A 26,197-nucleotide genomic window follows, 5' to 3' on the forward strand; every position below is an offset into this window, starting at 1 on the left:
GGCGCTCACTCAGTCAGTGTTAACTGCGGGCTGGAACTGGTTTTTCCAAGCCTGTAGTTTAGCCAAATCCACAGCGATGCCGCCACAAACTATGATCAGTGGTTTTTTATACTCAGCCAGCACTGGCAAGTTCTGGTAAGCAACTGCCAGAGCTGCACCGCAAGCCGGTTCCACCAGGGCCAGCATGTCGTCAGCAAAAGCCAGGCAAGCCTGCACAGCCTGGGCATCGCTGACTGTCACAGTGTGGACGGTACGCTTGCATGTCCAGTCCAAGGCCTGTTGCGCTACCTTGCGCGCACCCAGGGTGCTGGCAATCGAGGTGATCGCTGGCAGGGTCACCAGTTCACCCGCCTGCACGGCTGCATGCAGGGAAGCTGCACCTTCAGTCTCTGAGGCGATGATAGGGATATGGCTCAGGCCATTGCGTTCCAGCCCAAGGGCTATGCCGCTCAGCAAGCCACCACCACCGACTGAGCAAATGACGACATCAAAATCGAGCTTGCCCGCCACTTCATCAATCATCGTCGCATTACCATCCCAGATATCGGCATGGTCAAACGGTGGAATATATACAGCACCCGGCTGCTCGCACAAACGCAAGGCGGCCTGATTGCTTTCGTCCCAGACACTACCTTCAACGATGACAGTAGCACCAATAGCACGTATGGCTGCCCGCACGCTTTCATGCGTGGTTTGCGGCACCAGGATGGTGGTTTGCACATCCAGCGCCACACCTGCCACTGCTGCTGCAAACCCGGCATTGCCACCAGAGGGGCAGACAAAGTGCCTGGCCCCATTGGCAGCAGCGCGCTGGCACATCAGACCTATGCCGCGCAGCTTGAACGAGCCTGAAGGCTGGGTGTTTTCCATCTTCAGCCAGACTGATTTGGACAGGCTGGCCGATAGACGCCTGTGTTCAAGCAGGGGCGTAGAAGTATGCAGTTGAGTCATAAGTCGACCAGTGTAGCGCAAATGGCTTATTTGGTTTCTGCAAACAATTCACGGCCTATCAGCATGCGGCGTATCTCGCTGGTGCCGGCGCCGATTTCATACAGCTTGGCATCACGCCACAGACGGCCAACCGGGTATTCATTGATATAGCCGTTGCCACCCAGGGTCTGGATGGCTTCGCCTGCCATCCATGTGGCTTTTTCTGCCGAATACAAAATCGCACCGGCAGCATCCTTGCGCAGGGCGCGCACTGCCTCTGGTGTCTTGGCGCGGTCACAAGCCTGACCAACTGCATAGACATAGGCCTTGCAAGCCATCATGGTGGAATACATATCTGCCAGCTTGCCCTGCATCAATTGGAATTCACCAATAGGCTGGCCGAATTGCTTGCGGTCATGCACATAAGGAACCACGGCATCCATACAGGCCTGCATGATGCCCAGAGGGCCGCCAGACAAGACGGTACGTTCAAAGTCCAGGCCGGACATCAGGACATTAACGCCCTTGCCCAGGCCACCGAGCACGTTTTCTGCCGGAACTTCGCAGTCCTGGAATACCAATTCGCCAGTGTGCGAGCCGCGCATGCCCAGTTTGTCGAGCTTTTGCGCAATGCTGAAGCCTTTAAAGCCTTTTTCTATGAGGAAAGCTGTCATGCCACGTGGGCCAGCTTCCAGGTCGTTCTTGGCATACACCACCAAAGTGTCAGCGTCAGGGCCATTGGTGATCCACATCTTGGTGCCGTTCAAGACCCAGCGGTCACCCTTCCAGTCGGCGCGCAGCTTCATGCTGACAACGTCGGAACCGGCATTTGGCTCGGACATGGCGAGTGCGCCTATATGTTCACCGCTAATCAGTTTTGGCAGGTATTTGGCTTTTTGTTCTTCCGTACCATTGCGCTTGATCTGGTTCACGCACAGGTTGGAGTGAGCACCATAGGACAGGCCGACAGAAGCAGAAGCACGGGAAATTTCTTCCATAGCAATGATATGCGCCAGATAGCCCATGTTTGCGCCACCGTATTCTTCACTAACGGTCACACCCAGGATGCCGAGATCACCCATCTTGCGCCACAAGTCCATGGGGAACTGGTCGCTGCGGTCTATCTCAGCGGCGCGCGGGGCGATTTCTGCCTGGGCAAATTGCTGCACGGCTTCGCGCAAAGCGGCGATGTCTTCGCCGTGATCAAAAGTCAAACCTGGTAAATGGAGCATGTCGTCCTCACACTTTTATAAAATTAAAATTCGCTGGCTTATGTTGACTTATGATCACGCTTGCCAGCCATAGTACTACCTACATCTTGGATTCTGCCTTGGGTATCACAAACAAAGTCTGTTGCATGATGGCGCAAAGTTTTTCCTCGCCTTCATGTACTACAAACACTTCTGCACTGGATACCACCAGGGTTTTACCTGCCTTCAAGACCTTGCCACGGGCGATCAGGGTATCGCCCTTGCCTGGTGCGACGATATTGATCTTGTATTCCACAGTTAAGCACTCACTCACCGGCATCAGTTGTGTATTCGCGGCATAACCACCTGCTGCATCAGCTATCGTACCTATCACGCCGCCATGGAAATAGCCATGCTGCTGGCTGACTACCTCACTGAAAGGCAGACTGATTTCACATGCGCCAGGGGTGATGCTGGTCAAACGGGCATTCCAGGCCATCAAGGCACCCTGAGCATTAAAGCTTTCCAGCAAGCTCAGGGCCAGTTTGTGATCCAGTGTCGCCGTACTTTGCAGCCTTGCCTGATTGCTCATAAAACTCCCCATTGCCAAGGAAAAACCATCTCAGGCAAAAATAATACGTCGAATTGACGTTTACGTAAACGTCAATTCTATCATTTGATGTTTTTCAGCTTGCTAATTAAATAATGGACATCATTTACTCTTGACTGGCAGCTTGAAAAACTGACGTGACAGATTCCATACTCCACATAAAAATGCCAGGTAAAGCGCACTGACTCCATAAATGACACCCATCTGGTGATCATTGGCGCTATTGATCTCAAAAAAAGTCTGGGCCAGTGTCTTGTTCGAAATAACCGTGCCGAGAAACAAGGTGAGCAACAGCAAACACGCCCCCGTCAATACCAGACGCAGGGCGTTTTTTATTGTGATTTTTTCTGGATAACGGGCAGCATAAAACACAAAGCCCACGGAAAAAAATTGTAAATTAAGCAGTAACTTAAGCATTTTTACCTGTCCTTTCAAGTGATCCACAAACCCGCGCTACTGGAATATTACTCCGACTTGCTACTGGCCTGCCCTAGCAAGCTCAGGCTCTTTTCTTCATGCGCGCTGATTTCTGCCAGCATGATTTCTATATCTTCACGCTGTTGCTCCAGCGCCGCCCTGTGCCTGGCCAACACCACCAGGAAACTCTGCAATTGCACTTCGGTATCCTTGGGGGAACGGTACATATCGACCAGGCTTTTGATATCTGACAGGCTCAGACCCAGGCGTTTACCGCGCAAGGTCAGCTTCAGATGGGTGCGCTCCCGCGTCGTGTAGACACGGTTACGGCCGCCCGGCCCTTCACGCGTGGGGCTCAGCAAACCCTGGTCTTCATAGAATCGTATCGCCCTCGGGGTAATATCAAATTCGCGGGCAAGTTCAGTAATGGTATAGGTGGCCATGGTCAATCTGGTGAAAAAACACAGAAAAGATTTTCTGATTACAATCTACAGTTAACGTTAACGTCAAATAGTTTTAAATCGCATTGTAGGCTATTCCAGTCCTTCTGGAGTCATCCATAATGAGAAAACAGGCAGCAGAATAGCCACCACAATAACCAGAGACAGCCATGAATTTGCTAGAACAACAACTCCACTATCCTTTTGGCGAGACCTTGCCCGACACAGCCAAGACCATGGAGATCGTCCCTGGCGTGCTGTGGATACGCATGGGCCTGCCGTTTGCGCTGAACCATATCAATCTGTGGCTGCTGGAAGATGAGCTGGAAACCAGCCAGGGCAAGGTGCGTGGCTGGACGGTAGTCGATTGTGGCATTGCCAGCGACGCCACCCGCGATGCCTGGGAGATTCTGTTCGGCGACCTGAACAACCATTTGCGCGGCCTGCCCATCATCCGTGTCCTCGCCACCCATTGCCACCCCGACCATATAGGCCTGGCTGACTGGCTGTGCAGCCGCTGGAATGTGCAACTGTGGATGACGGCAGGCGAATATGCCTTTGCCCGCATGATGTCGGCCAGCCTGCCGGGTGCGGATGGCACGGCCATGTTCCCGCACTTTCGCAAGCATGGCCTGGTCGATAGCGGCATGCAGGAACAGATACAGGAGAGAAAGGCCCATTACACCCGATTGGTGCCTACTGTACCAACTGCCTACCACCGCATGCAAGAGGGCCTGGATGTCGTTATCAATCAACGCTACTGGCAAGTCATCACCGGATTTGGTCATTCGCCCGAGCACGCGTCCCTGTATTGCGCCGAGCTGAATATCCTGATCTCTGGCGATATGCTGTTACCGCGTATCTCTACCAATGTCTCGGTGTTTGCGATAGAGCCGGAAGCCAATCCTGTGCAACAGTATATGGATTCACTGCAAAAATACCTGCCCTTACCAGAAGATGTGCTGATCCTGCCTTCACATGGCAAACCCTTCAAGGGCTTGCATACCCGCGTACAGCAATTGCAAGACCATCATGCCGAGCGACTGGAAGAAGTGAAGACAGCCTGCGCCATTCCACAATCAGCGATGGACATCGTCCCCATCATGTTCCGCCGCCCGCTGGATTCTCATCAGCTAACTTTCGCCATAGGCGAAGCGCTGGCTCACTTGCACAAGCTCTGGTATGACGGTGTCTTGCGCAGGGAAACGGGTGAGGATGGGATAATCAGGTTCACGACAAACTGAGCAAACTGAGCATTTTTTTGTATTACGCCAGATAGCTCGCCTGCCAGAAAACTCTGGCAGGCTGCGACCACATCATGTTGTATATCTGGCTCTATTTTGGTGGGTGATACTCATACCCTTCAAATTTATACTTCTGGACTAATCCTATGTCATAACCGTAAACAAGATTGATCTGGATGAGGTCTTTTTCTGCAAATTGCGGGAATGTCATCAGTAATGACTCCTGCAAATGCCTGGCCAGTTCCTTGTCATGGATATTGTTTTTTACCAAAAAGATGTCTGCATTGATATATGTGAAGTTTTTCTCTGGCTGCCCTGCAGAAAAATTAAAATTCTGCCCGACAGACACAGCCACATAATTTACGCCAGGCTGTTTCAATAAAACTTGCTGAACTTCTATCAAGCCAGCAAAAAAATTATTTTTGAGGAGCTCCTTGCCAAGTAGCGGGGCCAGCGCCGCCAGCACCAATATCAGGCCAACAATGATCTTATGGATTGTCCAGACCAGAGGTACATTATCAGGAGTAGCCTGCAGGTTGACGACGTAAGTATGCGACACAAGATCATGCAGACCCTGACGCGTGCCACGATTGAATATCAGCAGATAAGCGGTGGAGAGTAGCCCACCGAAGACGACCAGCGATACAGGATATGCCCAGAAAGACATCAAGAACTCTGTCGGGAATTGTGCACCATTCAAAGAGCCGGGCAAGCCCAGAAAAGAATAGCGTAGTGCTGATAAGGGCAAACTGATATTGGCATTGCTGGCAGTGACCACCTTGATTTTGCAGAGCCTTTTACCCAAGGTTTGTCCACCGCACAGGCGACTGTCCATGACAGAAAAATAAATGAGGCCAATAACAAAACCAACGGCACGCCCCCAGCCGCCGAGACTGGCAAAAAATTCACTTAAAAACAGTGAGAGTACATACCCCACCGCAACAAGTACCAGGAAATCAATCAAAAAAGCCAGGCAACGCCGCCAAAAGCCTGCGATCCATGCTTGCGGTTTTTCTACTGTCATTTGTATCCCTTGCGTTTTCAGTACAAAATAATTTGCCCGCAACGCTAAAGAATAAGTAGATATTTTGCAAGCAAAATATCTACTTCTGAATCAGGGCCTTATTCACGCAACCTGGTAATTTGAACACTGGCTATCTGCCATTTGCCATCACGTTGCACATACATATCAATATAGCGGTAATGAGATGTAAAGGGCTTGCCCTCATAACGCCCGGTCATCCTGGTGCGGCCACTGAGCAAGGCGACATTGCCGTACAGACGCACTTCAAAATCCTCGACCTTGTAGGGATCAATTTCCAGTTTGTCCGACATCAGTCCATTGACGAAACTGGTCTTGGTTTCAAGATCACCATCGCCATCTATCTGGCGAAAATCTTCCGCCATATTGGCTTCTATGGCAGCCTTGTCCTTGCGGACGATGGCGATGTCCCAATCGTCAGACAGTTTCGTCAGTTGACTGACCAGCGCTGCACTTTTTGCGTCCCTGGTATCTGCCGCCTGAGCAGACAACAAGCCCAGGCTGAAGATAACCAATAATAAAGCCTTGCCCAGGTGTTTTTTCAACATCCCCATCCTTCTATCAACTTTTATAAAGCGCGGCCATCATAGTGATGAACGGGTATGCTTTCGAGATCTATATCTTCCAGGCAGCGCAGATTGATGGCAGCCACCTTGTTGCCTTTGGGGTCTACACCTTCAGCATAAGGATGCATGCCGCAAGCCGGGCAAAATTTATGCTGTATCACATGCTTATTGAAGAGGTAGGTACTGGCTGCGTCTTCCGGCGTCAGCAAACGCAAATTTGCGAATGGCACAAACCAGAGCAGCGAACCCTTGCGCTGGCAGATGGAACAATTACAGGCGAGGCCGCTATCTATCTCGCCCTCTACTTCAAATGCGATTTTGCCGCAATGGCAGCTGCCTTTATGCATGAATAAACTCCCTCAGTGTTCAGTGAATGGTGATGTTCAGTTCAGTCTTTCGCGTCCTGCCAGTATTCACCTGGCCGGTAGTTACCGAAATACCAGAGATGACCTTCGGGATCGAGCACCATATAACCTCTGGCACCATAATCCTCGGTTTTCAACGGCCGTACCAGCCTGGCACCAGCGGCAATGGCGCGTTCATGATGTGCATCCGGGTCAGCCACATAGACGCTGAGCGCCTGCGAAATACCGGTTAAAGATTTGGGACTGACATGATGCGTCTCAGCCTTGGGTGAGGCGACCATGATGACGCCTGTGCCCAGGCTCAGCTCTGAATGTTCTACGCGATTGCCTTCACCAGGCACCACGAAGCGAGAGGTAAAACCAAACGCCCTGACCAGCCAGTCTATGGCGGCAGGGGCATCATCATAAATCAGGCTGGGATGGATATCGGACGGGGTGCGGTAAGGCTCAGACATGACGCTTTCCTTTCAAGAGGGGAAGACAGTGCAGGCAAGACCTACTTTATATACAAAAAGGCAAGCAACTACAAGCCCGCATCAGGCATCAGACTGGTTATTTCTGCGCGTCTCTCTCACGGCAACTAAGGATGGCGTAATCGCCCCTGGCTAATTTGTGATCAATGCCAAACATCCTGAGCCTGTCAAACACATCCGCATGCGGGGTGAAAGTACAGGCGTTTTTTTTGGCAAAATCTTGCACGGACCGGGTATCAGCATTGGTCTTTAACATCAGGCCGATGCCAGGACTGGCGCAACAGCCTACATACACATCCATGTATTCTTCTTCCAGCAAAATCAATTGATGCCCCATGAAACTGGCTGGTTTTTGCAAGAGATAAAAATCGATGTAGTCGGCACGCCGCTGCGGCTTTTTACTGATGATCGCTGCTTGCTGGTAAGCCCGTATCACAGGTCTGGATTCGGCCTGTCTGTCTTGTCCATCAGCTTTGATTTTAAGAGCCAGTATGAGCTGGTTTTCCAGCCTGGCATCAGACGCCAGACTATGCGGTGAGAGCGTGCTCAGCAACAAGCCCGACAGCAGGCAATACAGAATTTTATTCAGCATGATGCCTAGCGCTTGATCAAACGAATTTCAAACAGCTTGGGCCATAACTTGCCGGTCACAAACAACCTGTCTTTGGCAGCATCATAGGCAATGCCATTGAGGACATCAGGGTGAGCCAGGATACGGTCGCCCATGGGCAAGAGACCATTCAAATTGATCCAGCCTGTGACCTTGCCTGTCTTGGGGTCGATGCGGGCTATGGTGTCGGTTTGCCAGATATTCGATAATATCTCGCCTTTGACCCATTCGAGTTCATTTAACTGATCGACAGGCTTGCCATCTGCCGTAACCTTGATGCGACGGGTTTCACGCAGGGTTTCAGGGTCGAGAAAACGCAACTCGGCGGTGCCCTCGCTCATGATGATTTCTTTATCATTGCGCGTCAGGCCCCAGCCCTCGCCTTTGTAGGGAAATTCTTTTTGAAAGGCAAAACTGTCGAGGTCCAGCACATAACCCGCTTGCGAGGTCCAGGTAATGCCTATCAGGCGCTTGCCCCACCAGGTGATGCCTTCACCAAAAATTTGCCCGGGCAAATCAATTTTTTGCAATACTTCGCCAGTTTCCAGCCTGACTTTGCGTACCGATGAGCGGCCCTGCAAACCCGTGCTCTCATACAAGATGCCATCCTTGAAAAACAGCCCCTGGGTAAAGGCATTCGGATCATGCGGATAGCTGTGCACCACTTCATAGCCATAAGTGGGGATCGCCGCCGTAGCGGCCACCGAGTTGCTGACAGGAACAAATGCCAGACAACTGCAGACAAAAGCCGTGAAGAAACTAGCCTGGCAGACTGTGGACTTCCAATTACGCATGCATATATCCCATCCTGAGCAGGCAACCAACCCGGTTGCCTTTCGATTTTGCCGCATGCTGTCGACAAAGACAGCGGCAGCCTCAAAGGAGCAAAGAATAGATGTTTTCTGACTAACTGTCACCTGAATTTACTTAGCGTGACAAATCTCTTTTACCGAAGTAAAAACCATTCAGGATGCTTGTATCAGCCTGGTGCCTTGCTTGGGTCAGCCTTATAAGCCAGATAATAAGGGTCGCTGAGCGCAGCCTGATTAACCCCTTGGGTACCGGCAAATGCCGCATACGGTGAAGCCAGCAGGGTCTGGTTACGGATTGTTATGTTTTTCTGGTTCCAGTCGTTATTGTCTTTGCTGAGTTTTTCATAGGCGACTTCATAGTTTTTCAATTGCGTGCCCCACTCAGCTGAGCCGATTTCTGCAGTTGGCCGCTTTAAAGAGTGGACAGAATCTGGCCGTGGGTCAGGATTGAATACCAGGTTTGCTGCCAATAAATTCGGGCCGCCACCTGGATTATTTGGTTCGGCAAATGCAGCTGGATTGCTTGGGTCATACACTCTGTAAGCTGGATGAGTGGTATTGACTGCCGCTATCGTGCTGGTGGGTACCGCCGCAGGTTGACTGGCCACAGCTGGAGCCGCCGCCGGTACGCTCGCCACTGGAGCAACAGCCGCCTTGCTGCTGGCCGTGTCAGTGACACTGGCAGCTGTAGTGGCGACGCTACCCGCAGCCGCTACTGCCGCACTATCCACAGATGCTACCGTTGCTACCGTTGCTACCGTTGCTACAAGAGCGGTTGCGGTTGCAGGCACTGGCGCAGGTGCTAGCTGTGGCGCTTGTAACTGCTGGCCAAGTGCCGCCAGACTGGCTTGAATTTGCGATACCAGGTCGGCGGCAAAGCCATTGTCATGCAGGGCAGTCGTGGCTTTCTCTTTGATGGCGCTGACCAACTCAGCCTTGGTCTCTGGCTGTACCGCATTTTGCAGGGCCAGTTTGAATTTGGCTGCATTCTCTTCCACCTCAGCCAGACTGGACTTGAGCTTGCCTTGAAGAGCCTGGACGTCGCCGCTAAATACGGATTTTAAATTTGAAATATCTTGCATATATCCTCCCGGGGGTGCGAGCCACTCCTTCAGTGCGGCTTCCAAAATATAGGCTGTGCTCAGACAGCCTGAATTACCAGACTACAAAATATCAAATTACCTGCATTATTGAAGCTTAAAAAAGAGGCAAAATCCTGCCCCAGTTCCTGCTTTGAATACCTTCTTCAACTTCACACTCCCGCATTTTACGTAATAAAAATACATAAATATTTTTTAAAAACCATAGAAATTGCCCTAATAATTTTAAATTACTGGTTTAATGTAGTTTAAGTACAAAATAAACAGATCAGGAGACACAATGAAAATCACGAGCTTCTTAGGTCTGTCCATCAGTTTGGTGGCCTTGCTTCCAGTACTGGTCCAGGCGCAGCCTGCCATGGAACATGTGGAACCTGGATTTTGGTGGGTGGGAATGAAAAGTGACAAGCTGCAGATCATGTTGCATGGGAAGCAAATTGCCGACTTTACCCCACGCATCAATTACCCTGGCGTACTCATCAAAGGCATACACAAGCTCAGCAATCCCAATTATCTGTTTCTGGACCTGCAAATTTCGACAGCTACGCGCCCGGGCAAATTCAATATCAACATGCAACAGGGGATGCAGCAATTTGCCATCCCCTATGAATTCAAGACACGTGAAAAAGCTGCTGCCCAGCGACGTGGTTTTGGCCCGGCAGACGTCATCCTCAACCTCATGCCTGACCGTTTTGCCAATGGCGATACCAGCAATGACAGTTTGTCCGGCTTTGTCGACAAGCTGGACCGGGCCGATGCCAGCGCTGGCCGCCATGGTGGCGACCTGAAAGGCATACGCGATCATCTGGACTACATCGCCGGCATGGGTTACACCATGCTGTGGCCGACACCGGTAGTAGAAAATAATCAGCAAAGCTACTCCTACCATGGCTATGCAGCAACCGACTATTACAAGGTCGATGCCCGCCTGGGCAGCAATGAAGAATATCTTCAAATGATAGCCGAAGCCAAAAAGAAGGGCATAGGCGTGATTCAGGATATCGTGCTGAATCATATCGGTGATGGCCATTGGTGGATGAAAGACTTGCCCGACAAAGACTGGCTCAGCTATCACAGTGAATTTGTACCGACCTATCATGCGCGTACCACGGTCATTGACCCTTACGCATCTGCCATCGATAAAAAGAATTACACCCAGGGTTGGTTTGAAGTGCATATGCCAGACATGAACCAGCACAACCCGTTGGTGGCGAATTACCAGATACAAAATACCATCTGGTGGATAGAGTATGCCGGGCTGGCAGGAATACGGGCAGATACCTATGGCTATTCCGACCCGGCCTTTCTCACCGAATGGTCGCGCCGCATCATGCACGAATACCCACACCTGACACTGGTGGGGGAAGAGTGGTCGGATAAGCCCAATCTGGTGGCACACTGGCTGCGCGGTCACAAGAATGCCAATGGCTATGTCTCGCACATGCCCAGCATGATGGATTATCCCTTGCACGATACCCTGCGCACAGCGCTGGTGGCACCAGAGAATTTGCATTCCGGTTTTGCCACCTTGTATGAAGCCCTCGTCAATGACCAGCTCTACCCACAACCATCGTCCATGGTGCTGTTTGAGGGCAATCATGATGTCAGCCGTCTTTACAGTGCCTTTGATGAAGACCTGGACTTGTTCAAGATGGCGATCACCTATGTCGCCACTATGCCACGTACACCACAGTTTTATTATGGCACGGAGATTTTAATGACCAGCACCAAGCACAGGGATGATGGTGCTTTCAGACAAGACTTCCCGGGTGGCTGGGCGGGTGATGCGGTGAATGCCTTCACTGGCGCTGGTCTCAATGCGAAACAACTGGAAGCACAGACCTTTATCAAAAAACTGCTGAACTGGCGCAAGACGCAGAGCGCCATACATGGCGGCAAACTGATGCACTTTGCGCCGCAGGATGGTATCTATGTGTATTTCCGCTATAACCAAAAACACAAGCTCATGGTGGTGATGAATAAAAATACTGCTGCCACGGAGTTGGCAATGGCACACTTTGCCGAAATACTCCCAACCAGGGCCAAGGGCATGGACGTGCTTAGCGGCCAGGAATTTGAACTGGCGCAAAAAATAAGTGTACCTGCACGCAGTGTCTTGCTATTGGAAGTGCATTAATTTAGCAAAAAACAGGTGCATGATTTTGGTGTAGGCTAACAAGCTTTTGCATAGCCTGGATCATCGTGAATAAAGTGCCTGTCTCCACTTATCTGAAACTCGTCTGTGTCGCCCTGTTCTGGGGTGGCACTTTCATTGCCGGTCGTTTGGTTGCCAAGGAAATACCGCATATGATTGCGGCCTTTATCCGCTTTGCAGTCGCCAGCATTTTATTGTTCTTAATGGCATGGCGGCTGGAAGGTGGCTTGCCCAAACTCAGCAAGCAGCAAATGCATGCGACCTTTGCATTGGGTGCGACTGGTATCTTTTTGTATAACCTGTGTTTCTTTGCCGCCCTGGAAAATATGCCCGCCGGGCGCACTGCCTTGTTCGTGGCCCTGAACCCTATCGTGACTGCGCTGGCTCTGGCGCTGCTGTTTGGAGAGAGACTCAGCAAGTTACGCTGGCTGGGTATCATGGTGGCTTTTGCTGGTGCGGCAGTGGTGATTACCCGTGGCGATCTCATGAGTGCTGTGCATGACATCTCACAATCGCTGGGCAAAGGTGAGCTGTTCATGCTGACCGCCATTTGCGGCTGGGCTGCTTATACCATCATAGGCAGGCACGCCCTGAAAGGCTTGTCACCTATCGCTGCCACCACTTATGCCTCCTTATGGGGCTTGCTCTTGCTGGGTCTGGGCGCAGTGCTGGAATTGCCACGCTTTGAACCTGCCCGCATGAGCTGGCAAGTACTGGCTTCGCTGGTGTACCTGGGTGCTTTTGGCACAGTGATAGGCTTTGTCTGGTATTACGAGGGGGTGAAAAGCATAGGCCCGGCACGCACTGCGGTGTTCAATAACCTGGTGCCGGTCTTTGGCATCAGCCTGGGAGCACTGATCCTCGGTGAGCCTATTTTGCCATCGATGATAGTTGGCGGCTTGCTGGTCATTGCCGGAGTGACATTGACCAACAAGACCTGATCATGCAATTGCGACAGATTTTTTCAATTTCATGATGTCAGTGGCAATTTGCCTTGATACGCCTGTATAGACAGGCCCATTCAACATACTTTCTGCAGCAACATATTGACCAATATTGATCAGGCTGGCTACTTTGGCGGCAGCAACATGAAATTGCTTGTGTGCATCAATCAGATGAGCAAATTCTGGCAAATGGCCATTTTGCTGTTTGCCTTCATGGTCCAGCCAGCAACCGATTTCACATTGGTGGATATCGGATATGAGGCCAATATCCATTTGTGATTTCTTGCCTATGGCGGCGCGAAATTTAACTTTCCACTCGGCATGCTTGCTGATTGCTGATTCCAGATCCATGACTTACTCCATTTGATTGAATGCTGCATGACTAACGAGGAGCTTGCTCCCCGTCAGGACTGACTTGGCGTGCGTCGAATTAACGTGGATTTACTTTAGGAAAATCCACATCTGTGTGAGCGACGTTATTGACATAGTTGGTCAATACATTCAGCGCCACGTTCAAGACGATTTCTATGACGGCAGCATCATCAAAGCCTGCCGCACGCAAATTGGCCAGTTCGGTATCGCTGACACGACCGCGCTGTTCGGCAACCTGGCGGGCAAATTGCAGGGCTGCATGGGTTTTGGTATCAGCAGCCTGCGCACCACGCGCCGCATCGATATCGCCGTCGCTGAGTTTTGCCAGGTTTTTACCCAAGTAGGCATGGGCAGCCAGGCAATAATCGCAGCCATTGTATTCAGCAACAGTCAGGGCAATGCGTTCACGCAGCTGTGCACTCAAGCTACCTTTGGCGAGTGCACCACTGAGCGAGAGATAGCCTTCCAGGGCAGCTGGACTATTGCCGACCAGTTTCATCAGATTAGGCACCATACCCAATTGTTGATTCACGGCAGCCAGCAAAGGCTGGGAAGCAACTGGGGATGTTTCTACGCTAGGGATAGATATACGGGACATGTGAGACTCCATTCAAATCGGTTTAAGGGATTCGCGTTTTGTATCTGCACCGCGAATGGTGTAACTTTGCCTTATTCCGTAAAATAAAAGAATACTCGCCATTTGAAATTCATTGTTCCATAATTTGGAATTATCAAACATTGACACTACCAAAAGAAAACGGCCTGGCATTTGCATGCAGGCCGTTTTTTCCTAGTCAGGGTTTATGCCCCTGCGGAAGACAAATTAAAACTTTTTCCAGAGTTTGACGAAGTAAGATGCACCGCCCAGGCCAAATTGCACGCTGTCATAGTAAAAACCATTATCGGTTTCATTGGGGTCCTGGCGGGTAGGCTTGACGTTGAAAATATTATTGCCGCCTACAGTCAGCTTGGTGGTGTCATTGAAGGCATAAGTCAAAGACAGGTCAGCCGAGGTTTTAGGCTCGTAATAGGCATTCGGTACACCCGCTGCCGTGCCTGAGAAAGTGCCCAGGGTTTGTGAGCCATAATGTATCACCTTGAATTCACTGGACCATGGGCCCTGGTCATAGTTGAAGGCCAGGGTAGCTTTCATTCTTGGGCCACCTTGTTCTATGAACAGGCGCTCACGCTCGGACAGCAAGACATCTTCATAGCCTTTCAGGGATGCAGGGGCCTGTACCTTGGTGACTTCTGTTTTGCTGTAGTTCAAACCCAGGTAAGTAGACAATTTGCCCGCGCCCAGATTGGTTTTATGAGATGCCGTCAAATCCAGACCCTGGGTCTTGGTATTGATGGAATTTACGAAAAACTGTGCCTGGCCTACGCCCAGTGATTGTAAAGTCGCACCTAGTGCAGGGTAGTTGTCAGCGTCAAAACGGCCTGACAAAACGATGCGGTCAGCGATATCGATACGGTACAGATCGGCCGTCATGGCGAAGGCATTATTCGGTTTGTACGTCAGACCCAGGGTGTAGTTCTTGGACGTTTCATCCTTGAGCTTGGGTATGCCTGCGGCGTTCGCCACAGCGCCACCGTTTGGAGCCAGCACCACGTCCATGGGCTTGCCGCTGATGAAGTCAGTAAAGGTGGATGAGAAATACACTTGCTGCAGCGATGGCGCACGGAAGCCTGTGCTAAGCGAGCCGCGCACCAGGACATCATCAGACACTTTGTAACTGCCCGCCAGCTTGCCCGTCAGGGTAGAGCCAAAGTCACTATAGCGCTCACCACGGACTGCGGTTTGTACCTTGAAGCGATTGCTCACATCTGTTTCTATATCGACATACGCAGCGACGCTATTCCTGTTTTTATCAGTGCGGTCACCAGGCTGGAAGCCGGGGAAGCCCTGGCTACCGGCATTGCCGCCAAAACCCAGGCCATCGACGTCATTGTAAGAACCAGGCTCGCCGGGAGTAATCTTGTAGTTTTCACGGCGATATTCAGCACCGAAAGCAACGTTGACGCCATTCATGAAGCCATCAAAGAAGCGGCTGAAATCCAGATTGGTAGTCGCTTGCGAGAAGGAGAAACCACCGGCATCAAAGCGGTTGGGACTGATACCCTTGCCACCGGCCAGCAAGTCCTTGTTGGCGATCGAGGCATTGATGGTATTGCTGACGTTGTACTTGAGTTCGTTGTAGCCATAAGTCTGCGACAGGTCGGCACGCCATTCGCCGATATCCCATTTATAACCTACCGTGCCGTAGATATCATTGATGTCGCCATTGATATAAGGAACGAAACCATTTGGATACATGGCCGCAGAATTGCGAGAAGGAATGTCATCAGAACCTATGCCGCCACGGGCAAACGCGGCAGAAGATGCCTTGCGCTGTTGTGTGCCCAGGGTGAAATACACTTTGTCGTTGCCGCCGTTGGGTACTTCACCATTCAGGTAGACCGTAGGCCCAGTCATCTTGGTGTCACCGATGGTACGTGGATTGCCAGGGTCGGCACGATTCGAGCGGCCACGGTCGGTATATTCTACGGTGATGCCCAGCACGCCTTTTTCACCCAGGGCGATACCGCAATAGGCGGAAGGCAGGTAATTTTTACCATCGCCCACAGAATACTGGCTATAGCCAAAGCTGGCTTCGCAACCCAGGCTCTTTTTGAGGGTGATGTCCATGACACCGGCAATCGCATCTGAACCATATTGCGCAGCAGCACCGTCGCGCAAGACTTGCACATTGCTGATGGCCATGACAGGGATGGCATTCAAATCCGTACCGGTATTACCGCGGTTGCGGGCACCGAACAAATTCACCAGCGCTACCGTATGACGGCGCTTGCCATTCACCAGTACCAGGGTCTGGTCTGAGCCCAGGCCACGCAGGGCAGCAGAATCAATCAGATCGGCACCATCGGCACCGGTCTGGCGCGTGGAGTTGAAAGAGGGCGAAATATTCGCCAGGGTCTGGGCCAGGTCAAACTGTCCACCCTGCTCTGCCTGTTTTGCAACCGAAATAAAATCGACTGGCAAAGGAGTATTGGTGGCGCTGGTATTGACACGGCGTGAACCAACGATAGTCATGGTTTGTATACCGGCTTCGGGGGCTTTTTCTGCTGCCGGAGCAGTTTGCGCATAGCCTGTGACGGGACTGAAAACAGTTGCTGCACTTGCACCATACAGGGCAAGTAAAATCGCTTTGCGCATCTTACTCATAACAAACTTCTCCAAGAATATATAGAAAACCTTAACTGGTATGCCCAGAAGTATGGTTGTCGGCATATTAGAGTGTCAATTATTGTGCTCTGCAGTGTGGCATTTTTGTGTAAATTGTATAGACGTATTTCGAATTTGGGTTTGATACCGGGAATTGCATAACCTTATTACTTGCCCAGTTGTTGTAAATATTGCAGACCAGCAATCGCCCTGCTGCCATACCAGGACAACATTTCACCATCGACCAGTTGCACAGGCAGGCCTAATTGCTTTTCCAGCGCATCAACATGGGCCTCAGTAAAACGGTAGGGTTCAGTTGATAATAGGACCCTGTCGATGGGATGCTGCATGGCACTACTCCACTGAAAACCCGGGTAGCGCAAGATACTATTGGTGGGCGACCAGGTTTGCCAGCCTATCAGCGCCAGCATGGCAGCGATATAGGTGTCACGGCTGACGGTCATCCAGGGATCTTGCCAGATGCAGTAAACGACTTGTTGCTGGCTGGCAGGTGCAGGATCCAGCGCTGCATAGGCAGTTTCAAATTGGGTACACAATTCCCGGGCTTTTTCTTGCCCCGCAAAAATCCCGCCCAACAATTGATACAGGGCCAGATTATCGCGCGGCACCAGGGGATGGGTAACGATCACATGGGGGATAAATTGTGCCAAAGCCTCTACTGTAGGCTTTTCATTTTCATCGATATTGACGATCAGGTGAGTGGGGGCCAGCTTGCGGATTTTTTCTATATTCACATCCTTGGTGCCACCTATCTTGGGGATAGCCTGCACCACTTGCCTGGGATGTATGCAAAAACCAGTACGCCCCACCAGGCTGTGTGCCAGCCCCAGCTCACAAATCAATTCTGTGATGGAGGGTACCAGGCTGACAATGCGCGCTGGCGTAGTACATGGCGTGTGGACAGTGCCTATGGCATCGGTCAGTAAGGCTGATGCTGAAGTTACTATTGCAGCGGGTTCTTGCATGATGCGATCTCGGTTCAATCTGCCGATGCCCTTGGTTTGCGGCGTACTCGGGCAAACACTGTGTCATATAGCCAGTTAGGCAAGCTACGCAATAATTTGGCGACTACCCCCATTTGCCAGGGAATGACGCGGTAGCTGTCAGCCCTGTCTATGGATTTCAGGGCAGCCCGGCAAAATGCCTGCACCGGCATTAAAAATGGCATAGGATAGGGATTGTCCCTGGTCATGGGGGTATCGATATAACCAGGAGCAATGGTCACCACCCGTATGCCACTGTCACGCAATTCCACCCGTAGGGATTCGCAATAATTGATGACGGCAGCCTTGGATGCGCAATAGGCTCCGGCACCCGGCAAGCCACGTATCCCCGCCACACTGCCTATGCCAACCAGGCGGCAGTCACTGTTTTTTGCATAGGCTTTCATGCCATTGATGAAAGGCGAAAATGTCGCGACGGTAGCCAACAGATTGGTTTGCAATATGCTGTCGAACACCTTGATGTCTTCCCCAAATTCACTGAGTGTGCCGACTGAGATACCCGCATTGGCAATCACGATATTCACCTGACCTACCGCCTGCATAAAATCATGGGCAGCCCTGGCCAGGGCTGCATGGTCAGTCACATCCACCGCATAGATACGATGTTGCGCGGCATTCGGCAAACTCAGTCGCAATTCTTCCAGCACTTCCTGGCGACGGGCTAGCAAGCCCAGAGTAGCCCCCTGCTCAGCATATGCTCGCGCCAGTGCCGCGCCTATGCCTGAAGATGCACCAGTGATAAAGACAGTTTTCATGATTTCCAATGAAAAAATCCGCCGGGATGGCGGACTTATAATACATGCTACGCTTATTTCTTTTTGGCTGGTGCTTTTGCCGATGTTGCGCTGGCTGCAGCTGCTGGCGCTGGTGTTGGCGCTAGCGCAACTGGAGCGTTTCTTTCCTTTTGTATCTTGGCGATCATGAAGTCCAGAACTTGTATCGCTGCACGATTTTGCATATCTTCCGTGACGCGCGACATGCTTGCAACTGCCATGACTGGTGAAGTCACATAACGGCCATCGATGGCAATTGAGGGAACGCCGTCTATCTGATAGGCATTCGACAATTGTGCAGCGCGGCTAAGCTTGCTGGTAGTGATAGTAAAGGAATTATAGACTTCACTAAATTTATGTTTATCCAGCCCAGACTTGCCGACAAACTCCATGACCTCGGCATCGGTCTGCAAGCGATTATGGTCGACGTGAAAGGCTTGAAATGCCTTCATATGGTATTCATCGGCCTTGCCCATGGCTTCCAAAGTAAAGTAGAGTTTTTGCTGTGGCACCAGGTCATGGAAATTGACGTGGATGCGTTTGAAGGAAATATTATCCCCTTGCTTTTTCACCCACTCAGCCAGCAAAGGCTCCAGTGCATAGCAGTGCGGGCAGAAATAGCCAAAGAATTCTATGACTTCGATTTTCTTGCCTGCCTCTACTGGTTGCGGGCGCTTCAAGACCTGGTATTCAACACTGGCCTGAGGAGTGGCTGGTGTAGCGCCTACCGCTGCAGCCACCAGTGACAAGCCCGCCAGCATGAACATACGACGTTTGATGTGACTAAAGAATTGCATCACGATTCCTCTATTTCCTGATTACTTAAGCATAACTAAAAATGACTCAAGACTTATTTGACGGTACGGACAACCGCAACATCCACGCTATTTTCTGACAACCTGGAACGAGTACGGTTCATGGTTTCCAATTGTGAATAAGGCCCCAGACGCACATGGTACATCGTGCCTGCATCGGAGGTTTTTTCCACGATACGTGCTTCAAAACCGATCAATGCCAGTTTGGCGCGGCTGTTTTCTGCTGCTGCCTGTTCCTTAAACGCACCAACCTGCAAAAAGTAAATATATTTTTCGTCGGTATTGTCATTCTTGGCAGCTTCTGCAGCGCGCTCGGCTTTTTCAGCTGCTTTTTCTGCAGCTGTTTTTTCTGGCGGCTTTTCTGGCTTGACTTCAGGTTTAGGTGGGACAGCTGTTTCCGCAGGCTTGCTGGCCGTCAACTCCTTATTGGCTTCCTTGACGGCATCTTTGTTGCCGTACAAAGGCTTGTTCGGATCCTGTAACTGCGTCAAGGGGATATCAGCTTTATCCGACTTGCCATTTTTATTGGTGAAGGGTGTCGATGATTTGGTAATCACCATCGCCACACCTACCGCAATAGCCAGCCCAACTACCAGGCCAATAATGATGCCAGTCAAGGTACTGCCGCGCTGGCTATGCTTTTGTTTTGGGGCGTTCTGTTGAGCTTTCATGCGTCTCCGACGTGTTTCGTTAGCTTAAATTCTTAGCTTGTTTTTTGCTAAAGTCTGCTGGATTACATCTTATTAGGCGCAGAAACGCCTATCAGGGCCAGACCATTACGCAAGACCTGGCGGGTTGCCAGCATCAGGGCCAATCTTGCCAGCTTGGTTGCTTCATCATCCACCAGGACCCGTTCGGCATTGTAATAGCTATGCAATTCACCTGCCAGATCGCGCAGATAGAAGGCAATCTGATGCGGGCCCAGTTCATCCAGGGCTTTTTCCAAGGCTTCTGGATATTCTGCCAGCTTGGCCAGCAAACTGGCTTCACGGGGTGCAGTCAATGGGGACAGATCGACATTGGCCAGCGGTGCAAAAGCGGCTTCGTCGGTCGCATATTGCGCCAGTACCGAACAGATACGGGCATGCGCGTACTGTACGTAATACACCGGATTTTCATCCGAACGCGCCAGGGCAACGTCAACGTCAAACACGAATTCAGTATCCGCCTTGCGGGAAATCAGGAAGAAACGCACAGCATCGCGGCCACGCAACTCATCACCACCCGCCGACCATTCGATAAGGTCGCGCACGGTGACATAAGAGCCAGCACGTTTGGAAATCTTGACCTCGGCACCGTCTTTCATGACGGTGACCATTTTGTGCAGGATATAGTCTGGATAACCTTGCGGTATGCCTACATTCAAAGCCTGCAAGCCGCCACGTACCCGGGCGGTGGTGCCATGATGGTCACTCCCCATGATATTGATGGCCTTGCGGAAACCACGCTCCCATTTGGTGACATGGTAAGCCACGTCGGGGACGAAGTAAGTGTAAGTGCCATCTGACTTTTTCATGACGCGGTCTTTGTCGTCACCATACTCGGTGCTACGCAGCCACAATGCACCATCTTGCTCATAGGTCTTGCCAGCCGCCTTCAGGGCAGCCACGGTCGTCTCTACCTTGTTTTCTTTGTAGAGCGAAGTTTCAAGATAGTAATTATCGAATTTGACGCCAAAAGCCAGTAAATCAGCATCTTGCTCACGACGCAGGTAAGTCACGCTGAAATGGCGTATCGAATCAATATCATCGGCATCGCCACTGGCTGTGACAGGTGCACAATCACCAGCAGAGACAGTTTGTTTCGCAAGGAAATCCTTGGCGATATCGGCGATATAGTCGCCGTTATAAGCAGATTCTGGCCAGCCAGCATCGCCAGGTGCAAAACCCTTGGCCCGCGCCTGTACTGACAAAGCCAGGTTATTGATCTGTACGCCAGCGTCGTTATAGTAAAACTCGCGACTGACATCGTAACCCTGCGCATCCAGCAAGGCAGACAAGGCGTCACCCAATGCACCCTGGCGACCATGACCTACATGCAAGGGACCAGTAGGGTTGGCAGAGACAAATTCCACGATGACTTTTTCACCGGCACCGCGCTGGCTTTTACCGAACTCCGCACCCATTTGCAACACTGTCGCGACGACAGCCTGCTTGGCAGCAGCGGCAAGACGGATATTGATAAAACCAGGACCGGCGATTTCCACGCTGGCAACCAGCGGACTATTTTGTGCTTCCACTGCGGCAACGATCGCCTGTGCCAGCTCACGCGGATTCTTGCGCAGCGGCTTGGCAATCTGCATGGCGATATTACAGGCTGCATCACCATGGGATGGATCACGCGGACGCTCCAGCGCGATCACAGGCTTAAGCTCGGAACCGACCAACAGGGGTTCTACCGCATTCTGGAATAATTTCAGTAATTCTTGTTTTTGTTCAGCTAGCATGGCACACAATTTTTATTGTATTTTGACAATAAATAAAATAAGGACAGGGGACATTATACTGTCTACCCTGTCCCCTGTCTGAGATGCTGCAAGCTAATCTTGCATCTTCTTGTTACCAATTACTACCTCGCTACCACTCTGGCATCTGCTCCATCGTGGATTAAACAGCTGCAGAATTGCTAAACCCGATACTGGAAGACATTGCTTGTTTGTACATCAGCAAGACATGCAACATTTTGCCCAGGAACAAACCGTTGAACAAACCGAACAAGGCAGTGCTGATGACAGCGAACAGCATATTGCTGTGCAAAGCCGGGCTCACATGCAAAGCGACATTCACAACATACTTCATGACAAAGATGGACATCATCATGATCAGCGGACCCCAGCTGCCACGATAGAACACTGTGCCCTTATCTGCCAGGATACGTACATTCTTGTCACTGACCATATTCCATGAAACCGTAGCACCTGCAGCTATCGCTGCAATCCAGGTAGCGATCACCAGAGGTTCAGCACCGAAACCTGACAAGATACCGTGTGCCGACAAGCCCAGCATGACCAGAGGAATAATGACTACAGCCCTGACTGTCAATTCGCGGTCTACGCTGGCTTTGATGCCGCGAAATGCCAGAAAGCCCAGAATTGCCCATACATACATTGGTGTGCCGCTGATGATTTGGTTCAACATGATGATCTCCTTGAGTGCTGTTGGTGTAGTTTCGGTTTGTTTGTTTTGCTGCGATGGAAGAAGTATTACAAAGTCCATCCAGCCTGTATGCCGGAAAGCGACGAAGCGTTAGTTCTTGCCGCGAAAGAGGTATTTTTGGTCGTGAGTGGCCCAGCGCAGACGTGTAGAATGCTAGGTTTTCTTCGTCTGGATACGCTATGTGGTTCAAGAATCTACAAGTTTTTCGTCTGACAACTCCCTGGAAGATTACTGCCGAGGAGTTACATACCCAATTGTCACGTATTGCATTTTCACAATGCGCCTCGAATGAGATGCAAAGCCAGGGCTGGGCATCACCACGCAATAATGACCAACTGGTACATAGCGTCAATCAGCAATTCCTGATTTCTCTGGCAACAGAAAAGAAATTGCTGCCTTCCAGTGTCATCAACCAGGTGACCAAGGCGCGCGCGCTGGAAATAGAAGAAGAGCAAGGCTTCGCACCTGGCCGCAAGGCCATGAAAGACTTGAAAGAGCGCATCACGGAAGAATTATTGCCACGCGCCTTTGCCGTCAAGCGTAATACCAATGTCTGGATAGATCCGGTGAACCGCTGGCTGGTCATCGATGCTTCCAGCCCATCGAAGGCTGACGAAGTCATCAAACTCTTGCTGAAGTGCTGCGACAAGCTGCCACTGGAAGGATTGCGTACCAAGACTTCTCCACAAGCGGCCATGACAGGCTGGCTGGCCGGTAATGAAGCGCCCAAGGGCTTCACCATAGACCAGGATACCGAGCTCAAGTCTTCAACGGAAGACAAGGCGACCGTACGCTATGTGCGCTACACCCTGGAACCGGACGATATCCAGAAACATATCACTGCTGGCAAACAATGTACCAAGCTGGCCCTGACCTGGGATGACAAGGTCAGCTTTGTCCTGACCGATACCTTGACGATCAAGCGCATCAAGCCGCTGGATGTACTCGATGAAAGCAAGGACAAGGGGAGCAATGAAGAAGAACGCTTTGATGCTGACTTCGTACTCATGACTGCAGAGCTGGCCAGCTTGCTCAGCGATGTGGTGTTTGCACTGGATGGTGAGATGGACAGCGCACAGGCTGCGTGATGAACTGATACGGTAACGGCTATGTATTTGCCGGTGAGCTCAGACACATATTTCAGTCAAAGTTTAAAGCCTGCAGAAAGATGAGCGAAAAAAAGACAAGCGACGCTTGTCTTTTTTTATGTATGTACAGTTGGCATCGTTATCTACAGCGCATATGAAAATTTATTTGAGAAAGAACGACACCTAATTCACTGAGAATTTGAATCCGCCCTTTCTTGCAGAGCAGATTCCACTTTGATGGTTTTTTACCTACTTTCTTTCGCTCTTTAATTGTATGATGTTTTTGCTATTTAAATATATATTGCGCTTTTAACAGGCGTAAGCTGTATAGCAAATGCACATCATTACTTTAAAAAAGTAATCAGGTCCGGTTAAAACTGGAAAATTATTTAAGAAGACAATTAAACGTTCAAATCATTGAAGGAACAAACTATGCAGTGTACTAAATGCAACTCGGAAAATACTCAACGATTAGAAGTAGTGTATGACAGCGGCACTCAAAATATATCTACAACCAGTCACTCTGCTGGCGCCGGCATAGGTGGGTCATTCGGTGTAGGAGGAGTAAGAACATCAACAAGTGGCACATCGCAATCCACTCTAGCAGGTAAAGCAGCACCACCAGCAAAGCAAAGTTTTCTCTGGTCAATAATTATGGCTATTGTTGGTTTTTTTGTGCTGATGGGTGATGGTATAGGAATGAAATTATTTGGTGTTTTACTTATTGGTGCAGGCGCTTATTTTACATATACAGCAATACAATTTAATTCTCAAAAATGGCCTGGTCTTTATCAGTATTGGAAAGATTCCTGGTTTTGCAATAAATGCGGCACTATTTATCACCAGCCTTAATTTGCGCTATTTATAAATAATTGCACCTATCAATGTCCAGTTAAGACTTGGTGAATATCAAATCGGAGCTGGAATTGACGACGAGACCAACGAAAGTTGGTCTTTGTTTATGTGTGTCAGTTATGGGAAGATACTCGGATGAAAATATCGCTGTAAGCGCATCACAACGAATGACGCGAATGGCATATAACAGCTTTTGGGGGTCAAAGGCTGAAAGAGAGAAGGAGCCAGAAACCCGCATGTCAATGGACAGTATCCCTCGTTAAAAGAACGCACTGCGGCAGGCGGTAGGGAACATATAGAAACGCTTGAAGACAAGTAAAGGGGAGTCCAATATTACCGCAAGCTGTAGCTATATCCGACAGGCAGATTTTTCTGCCTTCGAAAAGGAAAAAGGCATATAACTCAATGAATTATATGCCTTTTCTGATACTGGCGGAGCGGACGGGGCTCGAACCCGCGACCCCCGGCGTGACAGGCCGGTATTCTAACCAACTGAACTACCACTCCGAAACTACTTAACTGTTCTTGCTGTTTATCTGTGGTGGGTGCTGAGAGGCTCGAACTCCCGACCTACGCCTTGTAAGGGCGCCGCTCTACCAACTGAGCTAAGCACCCGTATATTGCCTAGTCAGATAAACCAACGTTGTGTCACCAACGCAAGAGAAGCATTATTATAGAGGGCGACATGCCTTCTGTCTAGTCCCTTTTTTGTTTTTTCTGATTTTAATGATTTAGCTAATTTTAATTGTTTTTTTCTAACAACCCGGGACTGCTCATTTCAAAGGTGGGGAAGCTGCTTGCTCTTCCCTCATCAAGTCTGCCAAACAGTGCTCACTAAGCTGTTTGTACTCTTATCCCTTAATGAATTTGTCCATAAAGACATGATCAGCAAACCAGAGCTATTCCAGTTTCTTAGCTGACCAGGAGGTTCAGTCGGGTGTTGCAGCCATATCAGCAGTCAAGATCCAGCCGCTCGTTAGCTCCTGGGTTTTAGGATGGGTGTACAGTATCTTGGTGAAATCCTTATATTGATGCTGAGGCTTGAAGTTATCCCCTTGGACTAAAAATGCCTGGGTAGATTTACAGCTCGGATGCGGCGCGGAATGAAAATAACTGCGTCCGTTTTTAGTGATGCGATTAAGTCCTGGGGCAGGATCTTTAATCTCTTCAGCAATTGCATATGCCTGGTATTCAAGCACATCACAATCCGTCATCAGTTTAAAGCCCGCTTCGGCTGGCTCGTAGATTTCTATCGCAGCGCCCTGTTTAGCTACCCGATAACGCGCCCGAATTGGTGCCACTGCCGGGTCTCCCGGGCAGTTTTGTGCTGCATCATGTAATTCATGCACGGCAATATCGATTGCATCCTGGCCTTCTTCTTCCAGGAAAAATGACAAACAGCTTTTTCTGGCAGCAGTGTCATACAAACCACGTTGCGCCAGTTTTTGTAAGGCTTGCTCTACTAAAGCCTGCTCTTTATCACCACTTGAGTCTGTTGCTTTAGATTGCCCCTTTGTGCTCTTAGTTGCGTCGGTCCTGGCTGGAGTTTCCGTACTGCCTTGTGGCCAATAGCGATAAGAAAGTAGCGCGATAGCGCAGACGACGATTAAAGCTCCTGCTAGTTTTTTTCTTGCCTGCATATTCGATCACCTCGATTAATTTGGGAGGCAATCTAACATTTGTCTGCCATCAAGACAATGCTTACTGTTTTATGCCGAACAAAAACCTGCAAGTAACATGACTCCCATGCAAGTAAAGAAGAAGCATTAGCTCCTTTTTAATTGTCTATCAATTTCTGAGAGCTTACTTTTGCACCGCTCTCGTCAGGTTCAGCATGTCTGTTGGCCAACGAACGCCGCTGTGCTCCTGCCTGCGCAGGAGCGACGATGCGAAGGTTTTGCGTTGAAATACGCGCGTATACGGACGCAAAGATTTGAACGCAGCATCACCGATCGTACTGTCAATGCTCACAGCCAGCCGCCCAGGTCAT

At 50.3% G+C, this 26,197-nt stretch carries 27 protein-coding genes and 2 tRNA genes; 5 read left to right on the plus strand and 24 right to left on the minus strand.

All coding sequences use genetic code 11. From position 1 onward, the window contains the following. Positions 1–9 precede the first annotated feature (9 nt). The 5 genes from ACO0LF_RS24840 to ACO0LF_RS24860 all read right to left on the minus strand — a co-directional run bounded on the left by ACO0LF_RS24840 (position 10) and on the right by ACO0LF_RS24860 (position 3,590). Positions 10–951, minus strand: a complete 942-nt coding sequence (locus ACO0LF_RS24840) for a pyridoxal-phosphate dependent enzyme (protein WP_423018929.1) — start codon at positions 949–951, stop codon at positions 10–12. 26 nt (positions 952–977) lie between these two features. After that, positions 978–2,162: an isovaleryl-CoA dehydrogenase gene (locus tag ACO0LF_RS24845; protein WP_423006613.1), complete on the minus strand. Its 1,185-nt coding sequence runs from the start codon at positions 2,160–2,162 to the stop codon at positions 978–980. 79 nt (positions 2,163–2,241) lie between these two features. After that, positions 2,242–2,712 carry a PaaI family thioesterase gene (locus tag ACO0LF_RS24850; RefSeq protein WP_423018931.1) on the minus strand — a complete coding sequence of 157 codons (471 nt, stop codon included), beginning with the start codon at positions 2,710–2,712 and terminating at the stop codon, positions 2,242–2,244. 120 nt (positions 2,713–2,832) lie between these two features. Further along, positions 2,833–3,147 carry a hypothetical protein gene (locus tag ACO0LF_RS24855; protein WP_423018933.1) on the minus strand — a complete coding sequence of 105 codons (315 nt, stop codon included), beginning with the start codon at positions 3,145–3,147 and terminating at the stop codon, positions 2,833–2,835. Positions 3,148–3,194: 47 nt separating this feature from the next. Further along, positions 3,195–3,590, minus strand: a complete 396-nt coding sequence (locus ACO0LF_RS24860; RefSeq protein ID WP_423018935.1) for a MerR family transcriptional regulator — start codon at positions 3,588–3,590, stop codon at positions 3,195–3,197. A gap of 167 nt (positions 3,591–3,757) precedes the next feature. Between ACO0LF_RS24860 and ACO0LF_RS24865 the strand changes: the two genes are divergently transcribed. Further along, positions 3,758–4,831, plus strand: coding sequence for an MBL fold metallo-hydrolase (locus ACO0LF_RS24865; protein ID WP_423018937.1), 1,074 nt, complete (start codon positions 3,758–3,760; stop codon positions 4,829–4,831). A 91-nt stretch (positions 4,832–4,922) separates the two neighbouring features. Here ACO0LF_RS24865 and ACO0LF_RS24870 read toward each other — a convergent pair whose 3' ends face one another. The 7 genes from ACO0LF_RS24870 to ACO0LF_RS24900 all read right to left on the minus strand — a co-directional run bounded on the left by ACO0LF_RS24870 (position 4,923) and on the right by ACO0LF_RS24900 (position 9,781). Continuing rightward, a complete protein-coding gene (locus ACO0LF_RS24870) occupies positions 4,923–5,855 on the minus strand; it encodes an RDD family protein (protein WP_423018939.1) in 933 nt (310 codons plus the stop codon). Between the two features lie 98 nt (positions 5,856–5,953). Further along, positions 5,954–6,421 carry a nuclear transport factor 2 family protein gene (locus tag ACO0LF_RS24875; RefSeq protein ID WP_423018941.1) on the minus strand — a complete coding sequence of 156 codons (468 nt, stop codon included), beginning with the start codon at positions 6,419–6,421 and terminating at the stop codon, positions 5,954–5,956. 20 nt (positions 6,422–6,441) lie between these two features. After that, on the minus strand, positions 6,442–6,786 hold the full coding sequence (locus ACO0LF_RS24880; RefSeq protein WP_423018943.1) for a GFA family protein: 345 nt from the start codon (positions 6,784–6,786) through the stop codon (positions 6,442–6,444). Positions 6,787–6,827: 41 nt separating this feature from the next. Beyond that, positions 6,828–7,259 (minus strand): VOC family protein, encoded by a 432-nt coding sequence (locus ACO0LF_RS24885; protein ID WP_423018945.1) that lies wholly within the window; start codon positions 7,257–7,259, stop codon positions 6,828–6,830. A 97-nt stretch (positions 7,260–7,356) separates the two neighbouring features. After that, positions 7,357–7,869 carry a hypothetical protein gene (locus ACO0LF_RS24890; protein ID WP_423018947.1) on the minus strand — a complete coding sequence of 171 codons (513 nt, stop codon included), beginning with the start codon at positions 7,867–7,869 and terminating at the stop codon, positions 7,357–7,359. A 5-nt stretch (positions 7,870–7,874) separates the two neighbouring features. Continuing rightward, positions 7,875–8,681, minus strand: a complete 807-nt coding sequence (locus tag ACO0LF_RS24895) for a glutaminyl-peptide cyclotransferase (protein ID WP_423018949.1) — start codon at positions 8,679–8,681, stop codon at positions 7,875–7,877. Positions 8,682–8,866: 185 nt separating this feature from the next. After that, positions 8,867–9,781 (minus strand): hypothetical protein, encoded by a 915-nt coding sequence (locus ACO0LF_RS24900; protein WP_423018951.1) that lies wholly within the window; start codon positions 9,779–9,781, stop codon positions 8,867–8,869. Positions 9,782–10,079: 298 nt separating this feature from the next. Between ACO0LF_RS24900 and ACO0LF_RS24905 the strand changes: the two genes are divergently transcribed. After that, the gene (locus tag ACO0LF_RS24905) at positions 10,080–11,936 is read left to right on the plus strand and encodes a glycoside hydrolase family 13 protein (RefSeq protein ID WP_423018953.1); all 1,857 of its coding nucleotides are present in this window, start codon (positions 10,080–10,082) and stop codon (positions 11,934–11,936) included. A gap of 65 nt (positions 11,937–12,001) precedes the next feature. Beyond that, a complete protein-coding gene (locus ACO0LF_RS24910; RefSeq protein WP_423018955.1) occupies positions 12,002–12,895 on the plus strand; it encodes a DMT family transporter in 894 nt (297 codons plus the stop codon). Here ACO0LF_RS24910 and ACO0LF_RS24915 read toward each other — a convergent pair whose 3' ends face one another. From ACO0LF_RS24915 to ACO0LF_RS24955, 9 genes are all read right to left on the minus strand, one after another. Further along, positions 12,896–13,249, minus strand: coding sequence for a CZB domain-containing protein (locus tag ACO0LF_RS24915; protein ID WP_423018957.1), 354 nt, complete (start codon positions 13,247–13,249; stop codon positions 12,896–12,898). A gap of 79 nt (positions 13,250–13,328) precedes the next feature. Further along, positions 13,329–13,868, minus strand: a complete 540-nt coding sequence (locus ACO0LF_RS24920; protein ID WP_423018959.1) for a carboxymuconolactone decarboxylase family protein — start codon at positions 13,866–13,868, stop codon at positions 13,329–13,331. Between the two features lie 225 nt (positions 13,869–14,093). Then, a complete protein-coding gene (locus tag ACO0LF_RS24925) occupies positions 14,094–16,496 on the minus strand; it encodes a TonB-dependent receptor plug domain-containing protein (RefSeq protein ID WP_423018961.1) in 2,403 nt (800 codons plus the stop codon). Between the two features lie 167 nt (positions 16,497–16,663). After that, positions 16,664–17,482 (minus strand): helical backbone metal receptor, encoded by an 819-nt coding sequence (locus ACO0LF_RS24930; RefSeq protein ID WP_423018963.1) that lies wholly within the window; start codon positions 17,480–17,482, stop codon positions 16,664–16,666. A 14-nt stretch (positions 17,483–17,496) separates the two neighbouring features. Continuing rightward, the gene (locus tag ACO0LF_RS24935) at positions 17,497–18,276 is read right to left on the minus strand and encodes an SDR family oxidoreductase (RefSeq protein WP_423018965.1); all 780 of its coding nucleotides are present in this window, start codon (positions 18,274–18,276) and stop codon (positions 17,497–17,499) included. 53 nt (positions 18,277–18,329) lie between these two features. Continuing rightward, positions 18,330–19,091 carry a thiol:disulfide interchange protein DsbA/DsbL gene (locus ACO0LF_RS24940; protein WP_423018967.1) on the minus strand — a complete coding sequence of 254 codons (762 nt, stop codon included), beginning with the start codon at positions 19,089–19,091 and terminating at the stop codon, positions 18,330–18,332. Between the two features lie 53 nt (positions 19,092–19,144). Beyond that, positions 19,145–19,780, minus strand: coding sequence for an SPOR domain-containing protein (locus tag ACO0LF_RS24945; protein ID WP_423018969.1), 636 nt, complete (start codon positions 19,778–19,780; stop codon positions 19,145–19,147). A gap of 62 nt (positions 19,781–19,842) precedes the next feature. Continuing rightward, a complete protein-coding gene (argS, locus tag ACO0LF_RS24950; protein ID WP_423018971.1) occupies positions 19,843–21,555 on the minus strand; it encodes an arginine--tRNA ligase in 1,713 nt (570 codons plus the stop codon). A 160-nt stretch (positions 21,556–21,715) separates the two neighbouring features. Then, on the minus strand, positions 21,716–22,246 hold the full coding sequence (locus tag ACO0LF_RS24955; protein ID WP_423018973.1) for a DUF6622 family protein: 531 nt from the start codon (positions 22,244–22,246) through the stop codon (positions 21,716–21,718). 197 nt (positions 22,247–22,443) lie between these two features. Between ACO0LF_RS24955 and ACO0LF_RS24960 the strand changes: the two genes are divergently transcribed. Together ACO0LF_RS24960 and ACO0LF_RS24965 are read left to right on the plus strand one after the other, a co-directional pair. Further along, positions 22,444–23,352 carry a recombination-associated protein RdgC gene (locus tag ACO0LF_RS24960; RefSeq protein WP_423018975.1) on the plus strand — a complete coding sequence of 303 codons (909 nt, stop codon included), beginning with the start codon at positions 22,444–22,446 and terminating at the stop codon, positions 23,350–23,352. A gap of 432 nt (positions 23,353–23,784) precedes the next feature. After that, positions 23,785–24,204 carry a hypothetical protein gene (locus ACO0LF_RS24965; protein WP_423006569.1) on the plus strand — a complete coding sequence of 140 codons (420 nt, stop codon included), beginning with the start codon at positions 23,785–23,787 and terminating at the stop codon, positions 24,202–24,204. Positions 24,205–24,637: 433 nt separating this feature from the next. On the opposite strand, the gene ACO0LF_RS24970 is transcribed toward ACO0LF_RS24965, so the two are convergent. The 3 genes from ACO0LF_RS24970 to ACO0LF_RS24980 all read right to left on the minus strand — a co-directional run bounded on the left by ACO0LF_RS24970 (position 24,638) and on the right by ACO0LF_RS24980 (position 25,847). Continuing rightward, positions 24,638–24,714 (minus strand) — tRNA-Asp (locus ACO0LF_RS24970). 32 nt (positions 24,715–24,746) lie between these two features. Beyond that, positions 24,747–24,822 (minus strand) — tRNA-Val (locus ACO0LF_RS24975). Between the two features lie 314 nt (positions 24,823–25,136). Beyond that, positions 25,137–25,847, minus strand: a complete 711-nt coding sequence (locus ACO0LF_RS24980) for a hypothetical protein (RefSeq protein WP_423018977.1) — start codon at positions 25,845–25,847, stop codon at positions 25,137–25,139. Between the last annotated feature and the right edge of the window lie 350 nt (positions 25,848–26,197).

The sequence above is a fragment of the Undibacterium sp. Di27W genome (assembly GCF_049340345.1).
Classification (GTDB): Bacteria; Pseudomonadota; Gammaproteobacteria; order Burkholderiales; family Burkholderiaceae_D; genus Undibacterium.